This window comes from Streptomyces sp. T12 (genome assembly GCF_028736035.1).
GTDB lineage: Bacteria > Actinomycetota > Actinomycetes > Streptomycetales > Streptomycetaceae > Streptomyces.
The window spans coordinates 2,806,420-2,822,589 of record NZ_CP117866.1 but is presented as its reverse complement, the minus strand read 5'-3'; the positions used below and the strand labels follow the sequence as shown (position 1 = coordinate 2,822,589).

At 71.1% G+C, this 16,170-nt stretch carries 16 protein-coding genes; 5 read left to right on the top strand and 11 right to left on the bottom strand.

The window, feature by feature from the left end; all coding sequences use genetic code 11:
• The first annotated feature begins 133 nt into the window (after positions 1–133).
• A complete protein-coding gene (locus PBV52_RS12550; protein ID WP_274238419.1) occupies positions 134–460 on the top strand; it encodes a hypothetical protein in 327 nt (108 codons plus the stop codon).
• Between the two features lie 82 nt (positions 461–542).
• Here PBV52_RS12550 and PBV52_RS12545 read toward each other — a convergent pair whose 3' ends face one another.
• A complete protein-coding gene (locus PBV52_RS12545) occupies positions 543–1,733 on the bottom strand; it encodes a winged helix DNA-binding domain-containing protein (protein WP_274238418.1) in 1,191 nt (396 codons plus the stop codon).
• Positions 1,734–2,017: 284 nt separating this feature from the next.
• Here PBV52_RS12545 and PBV52_RS12540 point away from each other — a divergent pair, with 284 nt between their 5' ends.
• Positions 2,018–3,388, top strand: a complete 1,371-nt coding sequence (locus tag PBV52_RS12540) for a DUF2252 domain-containing protein (protein ID WP_274238417.1) — start codon at positions 2,018–2,020, stop codon at positions 3,386–3,388.
• Positions 3,389–3,393: 5 nt separating this feature from the next.
• Here PBV52_RS12540 and PBV52_RS12535 read toward each other — a convergent pair whose 3' ends face one another.
• Positions 3,394–5,034: an alpha/beta fold hydrolase gene (locus tag PBV52_RS12535; RefSeq protein WP_274238416.1), complete on the bottom strand. Its 1,641-nt coding sequence runs from the start codon at positions 5,032–5,034 to the stop codon at positions 3,394–3,396.
• Between the two features lie 243 nt (positions 5,035–5,277).
• Between PBV52_RS12535 and PBV52_RS12530 the strand changes: the two genes are divergently transcribed.
• Positions 5,278–5,565, top strand: coding sequence for a hypothetical protein (locus tag PBV52_RS12530; RefSeq protein ID WP_274238415.1), 288 nt, complete (start codon positions 5,278–5,280; stop codon positions 5,563–5,565).
• Between the two features lie 34 nt (positions 5,566–5,599).
• On the opposite strand, the gene PBV52_RS12525 is transcribed toward PBV52_RS12530, so the two are convergent.
• The 4 genes from PBV52_RS12525 to glnA all read right to left on the bottom strand — a co-directional run bounded on the left by PBV52_RS12525 (position 5,600) and on the right by glnA (position 9,021).
• On the bottom strand, positions 5,600–6,184 hold the full coding sequence (locus PBV52_RS12525; RefSeq protein WP_274238414.1) for a hypothetical protein: 585 nt from the start codon (positions 6,182–6,184) through the stop codon (positions 5,600–5,602).
• Position 6,185: 1 nt separating this feature from the next.
• Positions 6,186–7,103: a zinc metalloprotease HtpX gene (gene htpX / locus PBV52_RS12520; protein ID WP_274238413.1), complete on the bottom strand. Its 918-nt coding sequence runs from the start codon at positions 7,101–7,103 to the stop codon at positions 6,186–6,188.
• A gap of 108 nt (positions 7,104–7,211) precedes the next feature.
• Positions 7,212–7,478, bottom strand: coding sequence for a hypothetical protein (locus PBV52_RS12515; protein WP_274238412.1), 267 nt, complete (start codon positions 7,476–7,478; stop codon positions 7,212–7,214).
• Between the two features lie 133 nt (positions 7,479–7,611).
• Positions 7,612–9,021, bottom strand: a complete 1,410-nt coding sequence (glnA, locus tag PBV52_RS12510; RefSeq protein ID WP_128437170.1) for a type I glutamate--ammonia ligase — start codon at positions 9,019–9,021, stop codon at positions 7,612–7,614.
• A 198-nt stretch (positions 9,022–9,219) separates the two neighbouring features.
• On the opposite strand from glnA, the gene PBV52_RS12505 reads away from it, so the two are divergent.
• Complete coding sequence (locus PBV52_RS12505) at positions 9,220–9,687, top strand: RDD family protein (protein WP_274238411.1); 468 nt, start codon at positions 9,220–9,222, stop codon at positions 9,685–9,687.
• A gap of 103 nt (positions 9,688–9,790) precedes the next feature.
• On the opposite strand, the gene PBV52_RS12500 is transcribed toward PBV52_RS12505, so the two are convergent.
• From PBV52_RS12500 to lipB, 4 genes are all read right to left on the bottom strand, one after another.
• Positions 9,791–10,492 (bottom strand): DUF4191 domain-containing protein, encoded by a 702-nt coding sequence (locus PBV52_RS12500; RefSeq protein WP_274238410.1) that lies wholly within the window; start codon positions 10,490–10,492, stop codon positions 9,791–9,793.
• 90 nt (positions 10,493–10,582) lie between these two features.
• Complete coding sequence (locus PBV52_RS12495) at positions 10,583–10,783, bottom strand: hypothetical protein (RefSeq protein WP_274238409.1); 201 nt, start codon at positions 10,781–10,783, stop codon at positions 10,583–10,585.
• Between the two features lie 257 nt (positions 10,784–11,040).
• The gene (gene lipA / locus PBV52_RS12490) at positions 11,041–12,006 is read right to left on the bottom strand and encodes a lipoyl synthase (protein ID WP_274238407.1); all 966 of its coding nucleotides are present in this window, start codon (positions 12,004–12,006) and stop codon (positions 11,041–11,043) included.
• A gap of 121 nt (positions 12,007–12,127) precedes the next feature.
• Entirely contained in the window at positions 12,128–12,925 is a 798-nt protein-coding gene (gene lipB, locus PBV52_RS12485; RefSeq protein WP_274238405.1) for a lipoyl(octanoyl) transferase LipB, read from the bottom strand.
• Positions 12,926–13,205: 280 nt separating this feature from the next.
• Here lipB and PBV52_RS12480 point away from each other — a divergent pair, with 280 nt between their 5' ends.
• The gene (locus PBV52_RS12480) at positions 13,206–14,645 is read left to right on the top strand and encodes a regulator (RefSeq protein ID WP_274238403.1); all 1,440 of its coding nucleotides are present in this window, start codon (positions 13,206–13,208) and stop codon (positions 14,643–14,645) included.
• Between the two features lie 128 nt (positions 14,646–14,773).
• On the opposite strand, the gene PBV52_RS12475 is transcribed toward PBV52_RS12480, so the two are convergent.
• Positions 14,774–16,156: an NAD(P)/FAD-dependent oxidoreductase gene (locus PBV52_RS12475; protein WP_274238402.1), complete on the bottom strand. Its 1,383-nt coding sequence runs from the start codon at positions 16,154–16,156 to the stop codon at positions 14,774–14,776.
• Positions 16,157–16,170: the final 14 nt, after the last annotated feature.

Below are 16,170 nucleotides of genomic sequence, written 5' to 3'. Positions count from 1 at the left end.
TCGTTGCTGACCAGGGCATTTCATGGACCTCCGGGACCCCCGGATTGTCAGTGCCGGGCAGTAAACTGTAACCAGTGTTCGAGAGCGTCGCCGGGGAACCCGACCGGCGCTCTACCGCGACAGGAGGATGCCTGTGCCCGCTGCCGCACTGAAGCAGAAGCCGACCCGCAAGCCGCTGCCCACCCAGTCCACCGCGCAGCACCCGGTGCTGCTCGACCTGCCGTACGCGCCGTTGGAAAAGCGGCCGTTGCCGCCGGGCCGTCCGCGCGAGTGGTACATCACCCACAACCGCCGCCTCAAGGCCATGCGCCTGGCGATCGCCCTGCTCGACTCGGGCGTCTTCATGCCCAACCAGGCCCGCAACGACACGATCCGAAGCACCGCGGAGACGATCGGCGTGCACCCGCCGTCGGACACGACGTGCCACATGGTGCGGGCGTTCATGAGGTATTCGAGGTAAGCCCCGAGGCCGGGTGCCCCCTGACCGAGGGCACCCGGCACTGCCTCTGCCCCTGCCCGGTGCGGGCACCCGGCACCGCCCCCTACGCCGACAACTCCCGCTCCAACGGCGTCCGAAACCGAGGCGTCACCCGAGCCGCCCCCACCCACCCCCGCAGCCGCTCCGCCTCCACGGCGACCGCGGCCTGAACCGCCCGCCGCTCCACGCCCCCCAGGTCCTCCAGCAACCGCCAGACGATCTCCCCGTCCCCGCGCTGAGCCCAGCCGCCCACCACACGCCCGTTCCACCACACCGTCGGCCCCACATTGCCGCTGCGGTCGAACAGCGACGGCCACAGCTCCGGCGCGAGATACCACTCCCGTCGCTGCCACCCCATCGCCGTGGGGTCGAGGGCGGGCAGCAGCGCCGCCCACGGCTCCGCGGGCTCGGCCACCGGACCGACGTCGCCGTCGACGACGTACCCCGTCCCCTCGTCGAGGGACACGGCCTGCGCCCCGATAGCCCCCAGCGCCCGGCGTACTTCGGTGACCTTCCACCCGGTCCACCACTTGAGGTCGGCCTCCGTCGCCGGCCCGCACACCGCGAGCCAGCGCCGCAGCAGCTCCGCCTGCGCCCCGGAAACGTCCAGCTCGGGATGGTCGGGCGCCACCGCCCACCGGAACTGCGAGGACGTCCAGGAGCCCAGCGGCTGCCCCCGCACCACCTTTCCCTCGACGCCCAGCACCCGCAGCAGCCGCGTCGAGACGGTGTGCACCCCCTCGTAGCTCTTGCCGGCCCCGTACACGAACCGCTCGCGCAACCGCGGCTCGTCCTCGGCGAGTTCGGCCGCCGTCGCCGGCCCGCGCCGGGCCAGCGCGGCCAGCGTCGACTCCTCGACCTCCGCCAGCCAGGCCGCGTCCGGCGCCCCCGCCGTCGCCATGGCCTTGACCAACGTGGCCCGCTCCCGGGCGGCGACAGCGAGGCCGGTCGAGGCGTGCACGACGGCCGTCAGGTGGGTGGGGAACACGAACACGGTGTGCCGCATGCCGTGCATCCGGACCAGCGCCCGGTCCTCGTACAACGCCCGCTCGGTCTGCCCGACGGTCTTCGCGGGCTCCGCCAGCCGCGCGCCCACGGCCAGGTACACGGTCGCCGGATCGGTGCCGTGCAGCGCGACCAGCGACTCGGCGACCTCGACCGGCCCTGCCGCCCGAGCGGCCCCGGCCAGCCGATGCCGCACCCCCAGCCGGGCCCGGCGCTCCGCCACCCCGATGTACCGCAGTCCGCCACTCATCCCGGCCTCCACCCGTCACGCCGTCACACCGTCACCTCGTCCGTGACCGCATCCTCCCCGACGCCACTGACAACGGCCTCCGCCCGCCCGACGGTCGCTGTCCGCCCGACCGCCCCGTCACCCGATCGCCGTACCCGGCATGCGCCCACCCCGCGCCCCGCCTTCACTGCGATCAGGAGGCGACGGACCCCGTCCCGAGCGGGCGTGGCAGCGGGAGGTGCGATGGACGGACACGGCATACGACGGCCGGCGCACGGGACGGCCGTACACAGAACCGTCTCCCCATGAAGACCCCCACCACCGCCCACATCACTCCCACCGCCCCCGCCGACCGAGCCCTCCGCGGCAAAGCCGCCCGCAAACAGGTCCCCCGCTCCGCGCACGCCGCCTGGATCCCCTCCGTGGACCGCCCCGACCCCGTCGCCGTACTGGAACGCCAGGGCCGCGACCGGCTGCCCGAGCTGCTGCCGATCAGGTACGGCCGGATGGCGGCGTCCCCGTTCGCCTTCCTGCGCGGCGCGGCCGCCGTGATGGCCGCCGACCTCGCCGCCGTCCCGCACACCGGCCTCACCGTGCAGCTGTGCGGCGACGCCCACCTGCTCAACTTCGGCCTGTACGCCTCCCCGGAACGCACCCTGCTCTTCGACCTGAACGACTTCGACGAGACGTTCCCCGGCCCCTTCGAGTGGGACGTCAAACGCCTCGCCGCCTCGGTCGCCGTGGCCGCCCGCGAGAACGGCCACCCGGAGGCCACGGTCGGCCGCGCGGCCCTGGCGACCGTGACCGCGTACCGCACCGCCGTCCGGCGGCTTTCCCGGCTCGGCGAGCTCGACGTCTGGTACGCGCGCATCGACGCCGAGCAGCTCCTGCCCCTGGCCCGCTCCGCCCGCAACCGCCACCGCGTCGAGTCCAGCCTCGGCCGCGCCCGTCGCCGCACCAGCCTGCAGGCCTACGGCAAGCTCACCGACGTCGTGGACGGACGCCGGCGCATCATCCACGACCCGCCGCTCCTCGAACCCGCGGGCACCTCCGACATGGCCTCCCTGCGCAAGATCTTCAGCGACTACCGCTCGACCCTCGCCGAGGAGCGCCGCCTGCTCCTCGACCGCTACCGCTTCGTCGACGCCGCCCGCAAGGTCGTCGGGGTGGGCAGCGTCGGCCTGCGCTGCTTCATCGTGCTGCTCGCCGGGCGCGACACCGACGACCCGCTGTTCCTACAGATCAAGGAGGCGCGCCAGTCCGTCCTGGAGGAGCATCTGCCGAGTGGGCCGTACGCCCACCCCGGCCATCGCGTCGTCGCAGGTCAGCGTCTGTTGCAGGCCGCGAGTGACATCTTCCTCGGCTGGATGTCCGGCCCGCAGGGCCGTGCCTTCTACTGGCGTCAGCTGCGCGACATGAAGGGCTCCGCGGACGTCGCCGGGATGAGCCCGGACGACCTTCTGTCCTACGCCCGCCTCTGCGGCACCGCCCTCGCCCGGGCCCACGCCCGCTCCGGCGACCGGATCGCCATCGCCGGCTACCTCGGCAGCGCCGACACCTTCGACCGCGCGGTCCGCGACTTCGCGCTGGCCTACGCCGACCAGACCGCCGCCGACCACACGACCCTGGGCGCCGCCGTCGCGGCCGGGGTGGTCAGGGCCGAGCCCGGGGTCTGACGCCGTCAGCCGTACCACTCCAGCAACCCGCCCACGTACGCCGCCAACCGCCCGCCCAGCACCTCCGGCGTCAGATCCGTCCGCCCCAGCTCACGCCACGGCCCCGCGAGCTTGGCAGCGTCGGGGGAGTAGGCCAGGGCGTCCAGCAGCCGCCAGTACAAGTGGTCGGCCGGAGCCGCGAGTCGGCGCCCGCCGCGTGCCTCGTACCGCTCCCGGAAGCCGAGCCCGTACTCGGGGCCGTGCAGCAGCGCGAGCGCCGTCGAGCAGTGGGCGACGTCGAGGTCGGCCGGGCCCCATGACGTCTCCACCCAGTCGACGACACCGTTGATCCGCAGCTCCGTGCCCGCACCGCTGAACAACACGTTCCCCGGGTGGAAGTCCCGGTGCAGGAAGCACCCCGCGTAGGCAGGGGGCTCGCGGCGGATCACGTCCACGGCCCGTTCCCAGAGCGCGCCGCCCGGCGTCCGCACCCGCTCCGGAGACGTCCAGGCCTGGTAGGCGCGCGGTCGTTCCTCCGGTACGACCCGGTGGACCCGGACGAGTTGGTCCGCGAGCAGATCCAAGCGCCGCTCCAGATCCTCCTCGTCGACCCGCACCCGGCCCGGCAGCAGGGACATCAGCAGTGAGGGGTGGTCGCAGTGCTCGGCCGTGGCGTCGACGGCGATCAACCGGGGTGCGGGAACGCCCTCCTGGGCGGCGAGCAGGGTGAGGACCGACGCCTCACGGGACAGCAGACCGGGCGCGTGTCCGCGGAAGAAGGGCTTCACGAACGTGCGCAGCGCGAGCTCGGCGCCGTCGTCGAGGGTGAGCCGCCGCATCTGCGAGCTCCAGCCGCCCTTCGCGAACGCGGTGCCGGTGACGGTCCGCCCCTGCGGCAGCTGCTTGGCCAGCCACGAGCGGGTGGCCGTCCAGCCCCGGTCGCCCAGGCCGGTCAGTACGGCCGTCACGAACTCCCGCCGGTCCTCGGCATGCTCCTGGAACCACAGCCCCAGCATGTGCTCCGCGTCCGGCACCTCGAACCGGGTGAACTGCGCGCGAGCGGCCAGCGCGTCCTGCACCGCCTCCGTCACGTCCGGCGGGATGATCGCGTCCGTCCCCGGCACCGCGAGCACCGCCCGCCCCTCGTACGCCCGCAGCACATCGAGCGCGGGAGCCGCCCGCCAGCCGTCCGGCCTGCGGATGATCTCGCTGAACCGTCCGTTGCCCTCGCCGAACGGCACGTCCCACGCCTCCTGCGCGTACACCGCGGGCGCGCACAGCCCCACCGCCGCCACGCGCTCCCCGTAGTGGCCGACGAGGTCCGCCACCGTCTGCCCGCTCATGCTGAACCCGACCACGATCAGCGGCCCGCCCGCCGGCACGCGCGCGTCGATGACGGCGACCGCCTGCTCCAGGCGCCGCCGCAGGCTCAACTCCCGCAGTTCGCCGGTGCTTTCGCCGTGCCCCGAGAAGTCGAAGGCGAGCCCACGGCAGCCACGGGAGACGAACTCGGCGAGCAGCGGGAGCAGCCGTTCCTTGCTGCCGTTGCCCGCGCCGTGCAGCAGGACGACGGTGGCTGTGTCCGGGCCGCCGCCGTCGTCACCGCCGTACATCCCGCTGAGCAGTTCACCGTCGTGGGCGCATGTGAAAGAGGAGAGCTCGGTCATGTGCCTCATTCATTCACGGCACTTGGGTCACGGGAAAAGGAGGTGCACGCCCGGTGACCGGATCCCTACGCTGGACACGCGTAATGGAGCAGCTCACGCCGCTTTGCGCAGGGCAGGCGCCACTCTGCGGGCTCGGGGCTACTCTCTACGCACCGACGGACGGTCGCCTTTCCCCCAGCGCCCCGTCGGAACATCGGTCACCGCTCCAGATCCAGAATCGACCCACGCTCACGGAGGCCCGTGATGGGCACCATCGTCATGTCCGGGACCGTCGTCCTGGTGATCCTAGGATTCGACAACCACCTCTACTGGCTGGCCGCCGTCGTGGTGCTCTTCCTCTACCTGCAGTACGGCCGGAACTCCTCTGTGCCGAGCGGCGGGCCCGGGGGAGGGTCCTCGTCGGGTGGTTCCATGCCCGCGGACTACCGCTCCTACCGTGACCGCCGCGACATGCAGGCCAAGTGGGAGCGCCGCTACCGGCGCGAGCGTCCCATGGAGGCCCGTCGCCAGGAGCGCGACAAGAGCAAGTGAGACCAGCTCGACTGGTAGCCCGAGGCGCCCCCGGTCACAGGCCGGGGGCACCCCAGACCGGGAACCAGCGGCCCAGGTCCTGCTCGATCCGCAGGTCGTTCGTGAGGACCGCCTTCACCCGCAGCTCCAACGGGTTGTCACGCCGGTCGGCGGTGCCGGCCAGCGGCGCGAACGGGTAGAAGGTGCCCCGCTTGTAGAGGTAGACGAGGGCGAGCCGTCTGCCCTCGTCGTCCCCGAACCCCGCCAGCGAGCACAGCAGCTGCGGCCCGAAGCCGTTGACCTCCATCGCGCTGTTCACCGCGTGCAGGTCGTTGACCAGCTCCGGCAGCTGCTCGGGCGTGCGCCGGGAGACCAGCCACGAGTAGCCGTATCCATCCCGTGTCAGCTCCACCGGCCGGCCCTCGCGCTCGGCGTCCGCGTCGAGCAGGGCCTGGACCTCGCGGTGTATCTGCTCGAAGACCGCGCCCTCGACCGGGGCGAAGCACACCGCTCCACTCCCGGTCGGCCGGAACCCGGCCGCCGCCTCCAGCGTCACCGCCGCCGACGGCAGCGCGAAGAGCTGGTCGAGATCGGGCGCGACCGGCTTCGTACGGCCGAGCAGGATGTCCAGCAGCCCCATCTCACGCCCCTCCGGGAGCCGTCGCCTCACCCAACTCGGCGGAGATCCGCCCCAGTTGGTCGAGCCGCTGCTCCAGACTCGGGTGGGTGGAGAAGAGCTGCGCGAGACTGGGCTCGCGGCCCAGCGCCGGAGTGAAGTAGAAGGCGTTGAAGGCCTGGGCCGTGCGCAGGTCCTTCGTCGGGATCCGAGCGATGTCCCCTGTCACCTTGGTCAGCGCGGAGGCCAGCACCGAGGGCCGCCCGGTGAGCAGCGCCGCGGCCCGGTCGGCGGCCAGCTCCCGGTACCGGGACAGGGCCCGGATCAACAGGAAGCTGATCGCGTACACGGCCGCCGACACGCCCATCACGGCGGCGAAGACGACCGCGGTGTTCTGATCCCGGCGCCCGCCGCCGAACAGCTGCGAGTAGAAGGCGAACCGCACGATCAGCCCCGCGATCACGCCGAGGAACGAGGCCACCGTGATCACGGCGACGTCCTTGTGCGCCACATGCGACAACTCGTGCGCGAGCACACCCTCCAGCTCGTCCGGCTCCAGCCGCCGCAGCAGCCCGGTGGTCACACAGACCACGGCATGAGCGGGATTGCGCCCGGTGGCGAACGCGTTCGGCATCTCCATCTCCGACACGGCGACCACGGGCTTCGGCATGTCGGCGAGGGCGCACAGCCGGTCGACGACCCCGTGCAGCTCGGGATACTCCTCCCGCTCCACGACCCGCCCGCGCATCGCGAACAGTGCGACCCGGTCCGAGAACCAGTACTGAGCCCCCAGCAGCCCCGCCGCCACGACCACGACGAGCACCCAGGACTTCAGCAACACGATCAACGCGGCGACGAACCCCACGTACAACAAACCGAGGAGAAACAGCGTGACGCCCATCCGGGCGGTCAACCGCCGATCACTCTTGAAGCGGCTCTGCATCTCGCATCACCCCGCGCGCACTCAGGCACTCGTCCCACTGCCCAGTGTGCACCCGGTGACCCCCATGAACGGGTCGTGATCGGCCCTAGGGCCAGCAAAGACCCGGTCTCAGTAGGTGCGGAAGTTGATGTAGCCCAGCAGGACGATCACCGCGGCGACGCAGCCGAGGACGATCGTCGTGGACACCCAGCCCGAGCGGCGATGCTGCCGTGCCACATGCTCGGGGTCGGCCCGGAACGGCACCGGACCGGGCGGGTTCTCCTTCCACCGCGCGGCGAGCATCCGGGCCCGGGCCGAGGGCTCCTTGTGCTCGGCCTGGTCCGCCCACCTGAGGTCGAACTCGCGCTCCTGGTCGTCCTGTTCGTGCTCGGGCATCCCATCCACCCCCGTGTCGTCTCAGCGACAGAAGAATAGAACATACGACCGCGCCCCCGCTGTCAGTACAACAGCGGGGGCGCGGTCGCCATGCCTCGGTCGGATACCGATCAGACACCCGATCAGAAACCGATCACACGTCGAAGTAGAGCTCGAACTCGTGCGGGTGCGGACGCAGCTGCAGCGGGGCGATCTCGTTCGCGCGCTTGTAGTCGATCCACGTCTCGATCAGGTCCGGCGTGAAGACGTCGCCCTGGAGGAGGAACTCGTGGTCGGCCTCGAGGGAGTCGAGGACGGCCGGGAGGGAGGTCGGGACCTGCGCGACGCCCGCGTGCTCCTCGGGAGCCAGCTCGTAGAGGTCCTTGTCGATCGGCTCGGCCGGCTCGATCTTGTTCTTGATGCCGTCCAGGCCCGCCAGCAGCAGGGCCGAGAAGGCCAGGTACGGGTTGCCGGAGGAGTCGGGCGCGCGGAACTCGACGCGCTTGGCCTTCGGGTTGGAGCCGGTGATCGGGATACGCATCGCGGCGGAGCGGTTGCGCTGCGAGTACACCAGGTTGATCGGCGCCTCGAAGCCCGGGACCAGACGGTGGTACGAGTTCACCGTCGGGTTGGTGAAGGCCAGCAGCGACGGGGCGTGCTTGAGGATGCCGCCGATGTAGTAGCGGGCGGTGTCCGACAGGCCCGCGTAACCGGCCTCGTCGTAGAAGAGCGGCTGGCCGCCGGTCCACAGCGACTGGTGGACGTGCATGCCCGAGCCGTTGTCACCGAAGATCGGCTTCGGCATGAAGGTCGCGGTCTTGCCGTTGCGCCAGGCCACGTTCTTCACGATGTACTTGAAGAGCTGCAGGTCGTCGGCGGCCGCGAGCAGCGTGTTGAACTTGTAGTTGATCTCGGCCTGGCCGGCGGTGCCCACCTCGTGGTGCTGGCGCTCGACCTTCAGGCCGGCCCGGTCCAGCTCCAGGGAGATCTCGGCACGCAGGTCGGCGAAGTGGTCGACCGGCGGGACCGGGAAGTAACCGCCCTTGTAGCGGACCTTGTAACCACGGTTGTCCTCGAGGGCACCGGTGTTCCAGGCGCCCGCCTCGGAGTCGATGTGGTAGAAGGACTCGTTCGACGTGGTGGCGAAACGCACGCTGTCGAAGACGTAGAACTCGGCCTCGGGACCGAAGTACGCCGTGTCGGCGATCCCGGTGGAGGCGAGGTAGGCCTCGGCCTTCTTCGCCACGTTCCGCGGGTCACGGCTGTACTGCTCGCCGGTGATCGGGTCGTGGATGAAGAAGTTGATGTTGAGGGTCTTGTCCCGGCGGAACGGGTCGACCCGGGCGGTCGACAGGTCCGCGCGCAGCGCCATGTCGGACTCGTGGATGGCCTGGAAACCACGGATCGACGATCCGTCGAAGGCGAGCTCCTCGTCCGGGTCGAACGCCTCGACGGGCACCGTGAAGTGCTGCATGACGCCCGGCAGGTCGCAGAATCGGACGTCGACGAACTTGACGTCCTCGTCCGCGATGAACTTCTTGGCCTCGTCGGCGTTCTGGAACATCCAGCTCCTCCTACTCCCGACCGTCCGCGCCGGGGTGGTAGTTCGTTCGTGCGGCCAGTGCGGTGGCACACGCTGTCTTCGACCCTAGGGACGGGTGATTTCTCGGGCGTGACCCATTTGTTTCACCCACGTTAACCGGACATCCCGTACCGCACCCCACCTGTCCGTATCGCAAAACGCGCCCAGTACCGTGGACGCGTGGACAAGAGGCAAGCAATCGGATCCTGGCTCTCGGGCCCCCGCGCGGCCGCCGAGGACGCCGGTGTCGACTTCGGATACCGGGGCGAACAGCTCGGGCTGCCCGAGGAGGGGCCGGGGTCGATCGCCCGCCCCGGCCGACGGCTCGGAGCACTAGCGGTCGACTGGGGTCTCTGCGTCTTGATCGCATACGGTCTCATCACCGACGGCTACGGCCAGGCGACCAGCAACTGGGCCCTGCTGCTGTTCTTCCTGATGAGCGTCCTGACCGTCGGCACTGTCGGCTTCACTCCGGGTAAGCGCCTCTTCGGCCTGCGCGTGGTCACCCTGGAGACCGGCACGGTCAACCCGCTGCGCGCCCTGCTGCGCTCGGCCCTGCTGTGCGTGGCGATCCCGGCCCTGATCTGGGACCGCGACGGCCGCGGCCTGCACGACCGGCTGGCTGCCACGGTCGAGGTCCGGATCTGACACCGACTCCTCGCGTACGAGGAATCCTCGCGTACGACGAAGGGGGCGCCCGGCAGGAACCGGGCGCCCCCTTTCTCGTACGAGCTGTCTCGCGCGAGGGAGATCAACGGGCCTTCGGCCCGCCCTTCGGCAGCTTCATGCCCTTGGGCATGGGCCCCTTCGGCAACGGCATGTTGCTCATGAGGTCGCCCATGGCCTTCAGCCGGTCGTTGGTGGCGGTCACCTGGGGACCGGTCAGCACGCGGGGCAGCTTCAGCATGGTGGTCCGCAGCTTCTTCAGCCCGACCTGGCCCTCACCGACGCCGACGATCAGATCGTGCACCGGCACGTCCGCGACGATGCGGTTCATCTTCTTCTTCTCCGCGGCCAGCAGGCTCTTCACCCGGTTCGGGTTGCCCTCGGCGACCAGCACGATGCCGGCCTTGCCGACGGCCCGGTGCACCACGTCCTGGCTGCGGTTCATCGCCACCGCGGGTGTCGTCGTCCAGCCCCGGCCGATGTTGTCCAGCACGGCCGCTGCGGCGCCCGGCTGGCCCTCCATCTGGCCGAAGGCCGCCCGCTCGGCCCGGCGCCCGAACACGATCGCCGACGCGAGGAAGGCGAGCAGCAGGCCCAGGATGCCGAGATAGATGGGGTGACCGATCAAGAAACCGATCGCGAGGAAGACACCGAAGGTGACGATTCCGACAGCCGCGAGTACAAGACCGATCTTCTTGTCGGCCTTGCGGGTCATCTTGTAGGTCAGAGCGATCTGCTTGAGTCGCCCGGGGTTCGCAGCATCCGCTGCCGTGTCCTTCCTCGCCATGCCACGAAGTCTACGTGGCCCGGGAGGCGTCGACGACGGCGGTGCCGTGGGCTGCATCGATATGCGGCTTTGCCGCGGGGGACGACGGCGTCAGGGGCGGAGGGTGGTGACCTCGTCCAGGACGCGCTGAGCCTCGACCCGGTCCTTGGCGCGACGGCGGTCCTCCAGCACGGACGTCCAGGCGTTGCGGCGGGCGGTGCGCTGACCGCTGCTCATGAGCAGCGACTCGACGGCACGCAGTGCAGTGGTGAACGACGGGATGGCGGTGGCGCGAACGGGCGCGGCCTGCATGGTGGAGGTCCCCCCTCGGGAATGGCGGCTTTGGTGAGTGGTGCACGGGGTGTACAACCAGCGTCACTGATTGGTGTTACCAGGGCGTGACCGACCGGTCAAACACCAATGAAGCCTTGATGCGCGGCCCAAAACACTTGACGCGGCCCTGACGGGCCCCCTATCTGCGGGGACGTCCAGGACCGCGTCAATCGGCGGCTACCGAGAGGTAGTTGCTTGTGCGCGGATTCACACGAGCAGAGTGGCACTCCGTGCCATCAGACGGCCTGCGAGGCGACGTAGGAGCCGCGCTTCTCGATGGCCATCTGGTAGAGCCGCCCGGCGCGGTACGAGGACCGCACCAGCGGGCCGGACATGACGCCCGAGAAGCCGATCTCCTCGGCCTCCTGCTTCAGCTCCACGAACTCCTGCGGCTTGACCCAGCGCTCCACGGGGTGGTGGCGCACGGACGGGCGCAGGTACTGCGTGATGGTCACCAGCTCGCAGCCCGCGTCGTGCAGCTGCTTCAGCGCCTCGCTGATCTCCTCGCGGGTCTCGCCCATGCCGAGGATGAGGTTGGACTTGGTGACCAGGCCGTAGTCACGGGCCTCGGTGATGACCTTCAGGGAGCGCTCGTAGCGGAAGCCCGGGCGGATGCGCTTGAAGATCCGGGGCACCGTCTCGACGTTGTGCGCGAAGACCTCGGGGCGGGAGGCGAAGACCTCCTGGAGCAGCTCCGGTACGGCGTTGAAGTCCGGGGCGAGGAGCTCGACCTTGGTGCGGCCGGCCTCGCGGGAGGCGGTCTGCTGGTGGATCTGGCGGACCGTCTCGGCGTACAGCCAGGCGCCGCCGTCCTCCAGGTCGTCGCGGGCGACGCCGGTGATGGTGGCGTAGTTCAGGTCCATGGTGACCACGGACTCGCCGACGCGGCGCGGCTCGTCACGGTCGAGCGCCTCGGGCTTGCCGGTGTCGATCTGGCAGAAGTCGCAGCGCCGGGTGCACTGGTCGCCGCCGATGAGGAAGGTCGCCTCGCGGTCTTCCCAGCACTCGTAGATGTTGGGGCAGCCGGCTTCCTGGCAGACGGTGTGCAGGCCCTCGCTCTTCACGAGGTTCTGCATCTTCGTGTACTCGGGACCCATTTTCGCCCGCGTCTTGATCCACTCGGGCTTGCGCTCGATGGGGGTCTGGCTGTTGCGGACCTCCAGGCGCAGCATCTTGCGTCCGTCCGGTGAGACTGCGGACACGTCGGCTCCCTGCTGATTGCTTTGAATGGTCTTCGATTCTTCGGCGTACACCAGGGTACGCCCGTGTTTACTGAGCCCTGCGGTCAGGCCAACCCCATCCCCGCACGGCGGATTCCCGGCCTCAGGCGGTCGCCTTCTCGATCTCCCGCGGCTTCAGGTCCGCGTTCTCCAGTACGTCCGTCAAGTGCCGCTCGACGACCGGCAGCACCTCGTCGATCGTGACGTCCCGGCCCAGCTCGTTCGCCAGGGAGGCGACGCCCGCGTCCCGGATGCCGCACGGGATGATCTTGTCGAACCACTTGTTGTCCGGGTTCACGTTCAGTGCGAAGCCGTGCATGGTCACGCCCTTCGCGACCCGGATCCCGATCGCCGCGATCTTGCGGTCCTCGCGCCGCTGGCCGGCGTTGGACGGGGCGTACTCGGGGCCGTTCAGACGCGGGTCGAACTCCTCGTCGGTGAGACGGGGGTCGAAGTCCAGGGACAGTCCGCCGAGGGCCGGACGCTTCTCGACGGGGTCGCCGAGGACCCATACGCCGCTGCGCCCCTCGACCCGGGTGGTCTCCAGGCCGAACTCCGCGCAGGTGCGGATCAGGGCCTCCTCCAGCCGCCGTACGTGGGCCACGACGTCCACGGGGCGCGGCAGCTTCTGGATCGGGTAGCCGACCAGCTGGCCCGGGCCGTGCCAGGTGATCTTGCCGCCGCGGTCCACGTCGATGACCGGCGTGCCGTCCAGGGGCCGCTCGCTGTCCGCCGTGCGCCGGCCCGCCGTGTACACCGGGGGGTGTTCGAGCAGCAGGACCGTGTCGGGGAGCTCGTCCTCGAACCGCGCCGCGTGCACCCGGCGCTGCTCGTCCCACGCCTCCTGGTACTCGACGGCGTCCGCGCCGAACCCCATACGGACGAACCGCAACTCACTCACGGCAAGCGCCTCCCTAGAAGCACCGGAAAGTCGTAAGGCACAAAGTGTGCCTACGCCACTGTACGACCGGCTTGTTCGGGTGATGTCTCACGGTCCGCGTCAGCCCGGTACGGCAATCCTCACACGATCGGATGAATGGGTGGGGAAATGTGCGATCGGCTGCTTACTCTCCGCTACATTCGCGCCGTTCGAGAGGCCAAAAGGGCAGCTCACCGGCAATCCGGGCACTCGGCGGCCGAACTCGCCCGCGAGGCCCGAAAGGCAGGAGACCGCACCGCAGATGACGGAACGACCCGCGCAGCGCACTCCCAACCGCCAGCTCGCCGCGCTCATCGCAGAAGCGGGATTCTCCAACGCGGGTCTCGCCCGCCGGGTGGACCAGCTCGGCCTCGAACACGGGCTTGATCTGAGATACGACAAGACATCGGTCACACGCTGGCTGCGCGGGCAGCAGCCGCGCGGTACGACCCCCGCCCTCATCGCCGAGGTCTTCACCCGCCGCCTCGGCCGCCGGCTCTCCGCCCAGGACCTCGGCCTCGACGCCTGCGCGCCCGTGTACGCGGGGCTGGAGTTCGCCGCCACCCCGGAAGAGGCCGTCGACATCGTCAGCGGCCTGTGGCGCAAGGACTCCGGCAGTCATGCCGAACTCCGCAAGATCGCCTTCACCCCGGCCGGCCTGGTCGTGCCCAGCCGGGACTGGCTGATCGGCCGCGCCGACGAGAAGGTGGCCCGCGGCGAGCCGATCGCCCGCATCCCGGCCCAGGGCCGTCCAGGGGCCGTACCCCGCCAACGCAGCCAGGGGGAGCGCGGTCCCGGTCAGAAGGTCACCGGCGGCGACATCGCCGCGCTGCGGTCGGTCGGCGAGCTGTTCCGCTCGCTCGACGACATGTACGGCGGCGGCCACGCCCGGCAGGCGCTCGTGCGCTACTTGGAGCACGAGTGCGAGCCGATGCTGCGCGGCACCTACGGCGAGCAGACCGGCCGCAAGCTGTTCGCCGCCGCCGCGGACCTCACGAGGCTCGCGGGCTGGACGTCGTACGACATCGCGGCGCACGGGCTCGCCCAGCGCTACTTCGTGCAGTCGCTGCGCCTCGCGCAGGCGGCCGGCGACCGGGCGTACGGCTCCTACGTCCTGGTCACCATGAGCCGCCAGGCCGTCTACCTCGGGCACGGCCGTGAGGCCGTCCAGCTCGCGCGCGTGGCGCAGCAGGGCGTGGGGACCAGCGCACCGCCGGTCGTCCAAGCCCTGCTGCACGGGTGCGAGGCGCGCGGGCACGGCGTACTGGGCGAGGTGCGCGCCTGCACGGCCTCCCTGGTGCGGGCCGAACGCGCCCTCGAAGCGGCTCGCCCCGGCGATGACGTGCCGCACTGGGCGCGGTTCTTCGACGAGGCACAGCTCGCCGACGAGTTCGGGCACTGCCACCGGGACCTGCAACAGTTCCGCGCGGCGGCCCAGCATGCGGAGCGGTCGCTGCAGCTGCGTGCGCCCGCGTTTGCCCGCAGCCGCCTCTTCTGCCGCGTCGTCCTTGCCTCCGCCCGGTTGGGGCTCGGTGAGCTCGATCAGGCCTGTGCGCTGGGGGCGGAGGCCGCGTGTGCTGCCGCGGAGATGCGGTCCGTGAGGGCGATCGAGTACGTCAAGGACTTTGAGCGGAGGTTGGAGCCGTACCGGGATGCTGCGCCGGTGCGGGGGTATCGCGACAAGGTGGCGGCGTTGGGGTAGGGCTCGCCGTAACTCCGGCAGGTCGTATGCCGTGTGCGGCTTTCGTCGTGGCTGGTCGCGCCGACGCGGCGGAGCCGCATATCGACACAGCCCCGCGCCCCTTTGGGGGCGCGGGTGCCCCGCGCAACCTATGCCGCCGCCCTCAACGGCTCCGCCCGGTGCAGCGAGCCCGCCGCGCCCAGGTCCGCCAGGATCGCCGTGGCGGCGCGGTGGGCGGAGTGGAGGGCGCCCTGGACCGTGCTGGTGTCGCGGTGGTCGCCGCACACGTACAGGCCCGCCAGGAGGCGCACAGGGCGGCGCAGGTCGTGGGGTGGGCGCATCGCCGGGACGGCCTCGGGGGTGTGGTGCACGGCGAGGGTCTCCCAGCGTGCCGTGGACGTGCCGTAGAGGCGGGCCAGGTGCATCCGTACTGCTGTGTCGATGTCGGGCGGCGGTGTGCCCAGGACCGTCGACGAGACGAGTGCCCGGCCCGCCGGCGCGCGGCTCGGGTCGACCTGACTGATCACCGCGGTGTGCGCGACCGGGCCGCCCCGGTCGGCGTCGAGCAGGAGCGAGGCGCCGGTCGTCGGCGGTTCGTCGGTGGTGTGGTGGACGACCGTCACGGGGTGGAAGTCCGGTACGCGCAGGCCCGGCAGCAGCTCGGCGGCGGTCCGCGCGTCCGTCGCCAGCAGCACGGCCCGGCACCGTATCTCGCCGTGCTCCGCGGTCGTCACCGACGTCGTGGCGACCGAGGTGACCCGCACGCCGGTGTGCACGGTGCCCGGCGGCAACGTCCGCGCGAGCAGCTCCGGCAGCGCCTCGGCGCCGCCCTCGGGCACGCACAGACGCCCGCTCATGAAGGTCCGCAGCGCGAGATCCGCACACCGGCTGGACGTCGTCAGCTCCGGGTCGCACAGCAGCGCGGCGAGCAGCGGACGCAGGAAGCCGTCGATGGTCCGCGCGGGGACGCCCCGCGCCGCGAGGGCCTGCGCGGCCGGCAACTCGGGGCGGGCCAGCAGCCGTTCGACAGGCGAGGCGGCGAGGCGGGCCAGCGCGGCACCCAGTCGGGCCTGGTCGACGGCGGTTCCCAGGGGGGCACTCGCACGCACCCTCGGCAGGGACGTCTGGCCCGGAACACCCCGCACGGACGCCGCCCGAGGGGCGCTCGCCAGAGCGCGCACCGCATGCAGTGCGCCCCTCGTGCGCCTGGCGCTCATCGGCCTCGCCCACGCGCCCGCGCGGTGCCGGCGGCCGTCGCTGTGCAGCAGTACGCCCGGCGCGAAGGGGCGCAGCGCGAGCGTGTCGAGCGACGGAGTCAGACGTAGGTCGGGATATGCCGTCGAGAGGAGCTGGCCGATCCGGTCGAGCCGGAACCCGTCGATCTTCTCGGTCGACATTCGGCCGCCCGGGTAAGGGGCGGCCTCCAGGACCGCGGTCGTTACTCCTGCGCTGGTCAGTCGATGCGCCGCGGAGAGTCCGGCGACCCCGGCTCCCACGATGACGACGTCCGCCTGGTACGCGGGCTCAAGCACGTGCCCCTCCTCGA

Excerpts from the sequence above, each read along its gene's own strand:
- PBV52_RS12545 (WP_274238418.1), bottom strand. The coding sequence starts at position 1,733 with ATGAGTGGCGGACTGCGGTACATCGGGGTGGCGGAGCGCCGGGCCCGG.
- PBV52_RS12540 (WP_274238417.1), top strand. The coding sequence starts at position 2,018 with ATGAAGACCCCCACCACCGCCCACATCACTCCCACCGCCCCCGCCGAC.
- PBV52_RS12535 (WP_274238416.1), bottom strand. The coding sequence starts at position 5,034 with ATGACCGAGCTCTCCTCTTTCACATGCGCCCACGACGGTGAACTGCTC.
- PBV52_RS12530 (WP_274238415.1), top strand. The coding sequence starts at position 5,278 with ATGGGCACCATCGTCATGTCCGGGACCGTCGTCCTGGTGATCCTAGGA.
- PBV52_RS12525 (WP_274238414.1), bottom strand. The coding sequence starts at position 6,184 with ATGGGGCTGCTGGACATCCTGCTCGGCCGTACGAAGCCGGTCGCGCCC.
- htpX (WP_274238413.1), bottom strand. The coding sequence starts at position 7,103 with ATGCAGAGCCGCTTCAAGAGTGATCGGCGGTTGACCGCCCGGATGGGC.
- PBV52_RS12515 (WP_274238412.1), bottom strand. The coding sequence starts at position 7,478 with ATGCCCGAGCACGAACAGGACGACCAGGAGCGCGAGTTCGACCTCAGG.
- glnA (WP_128437170.1), bottom strand. The coding sequence starts at position 9,021 with ATGTTCCAGAACGCCGACGAGGCCAAGAAGTTCATCGCGGACGAGGAC.
- PBV52_RS12500 (WP_274238410.1), bottom strand. The coding sequence starts at position 10,492 with ATGGCGAGGAAGGACACGGCAGCGGATGCTGCGAACCCCGGGCGACTC.
- PBV52_RS12495 (WP_274238409.1), bottom strand. The coding sequence starts at position 10,783 with ATGCAGGCCGCGCCCGTTCGCGCCACCGCCATCCCGTCGTTCACCACT.
- PBV52_RS12480 (WP_274238403.1), top strand. The coding sequence starts at position 13,206 with ATGACGGAACGACCCGCGCAGCGCACTCCCAACCGCCAGCTCGCCGCG.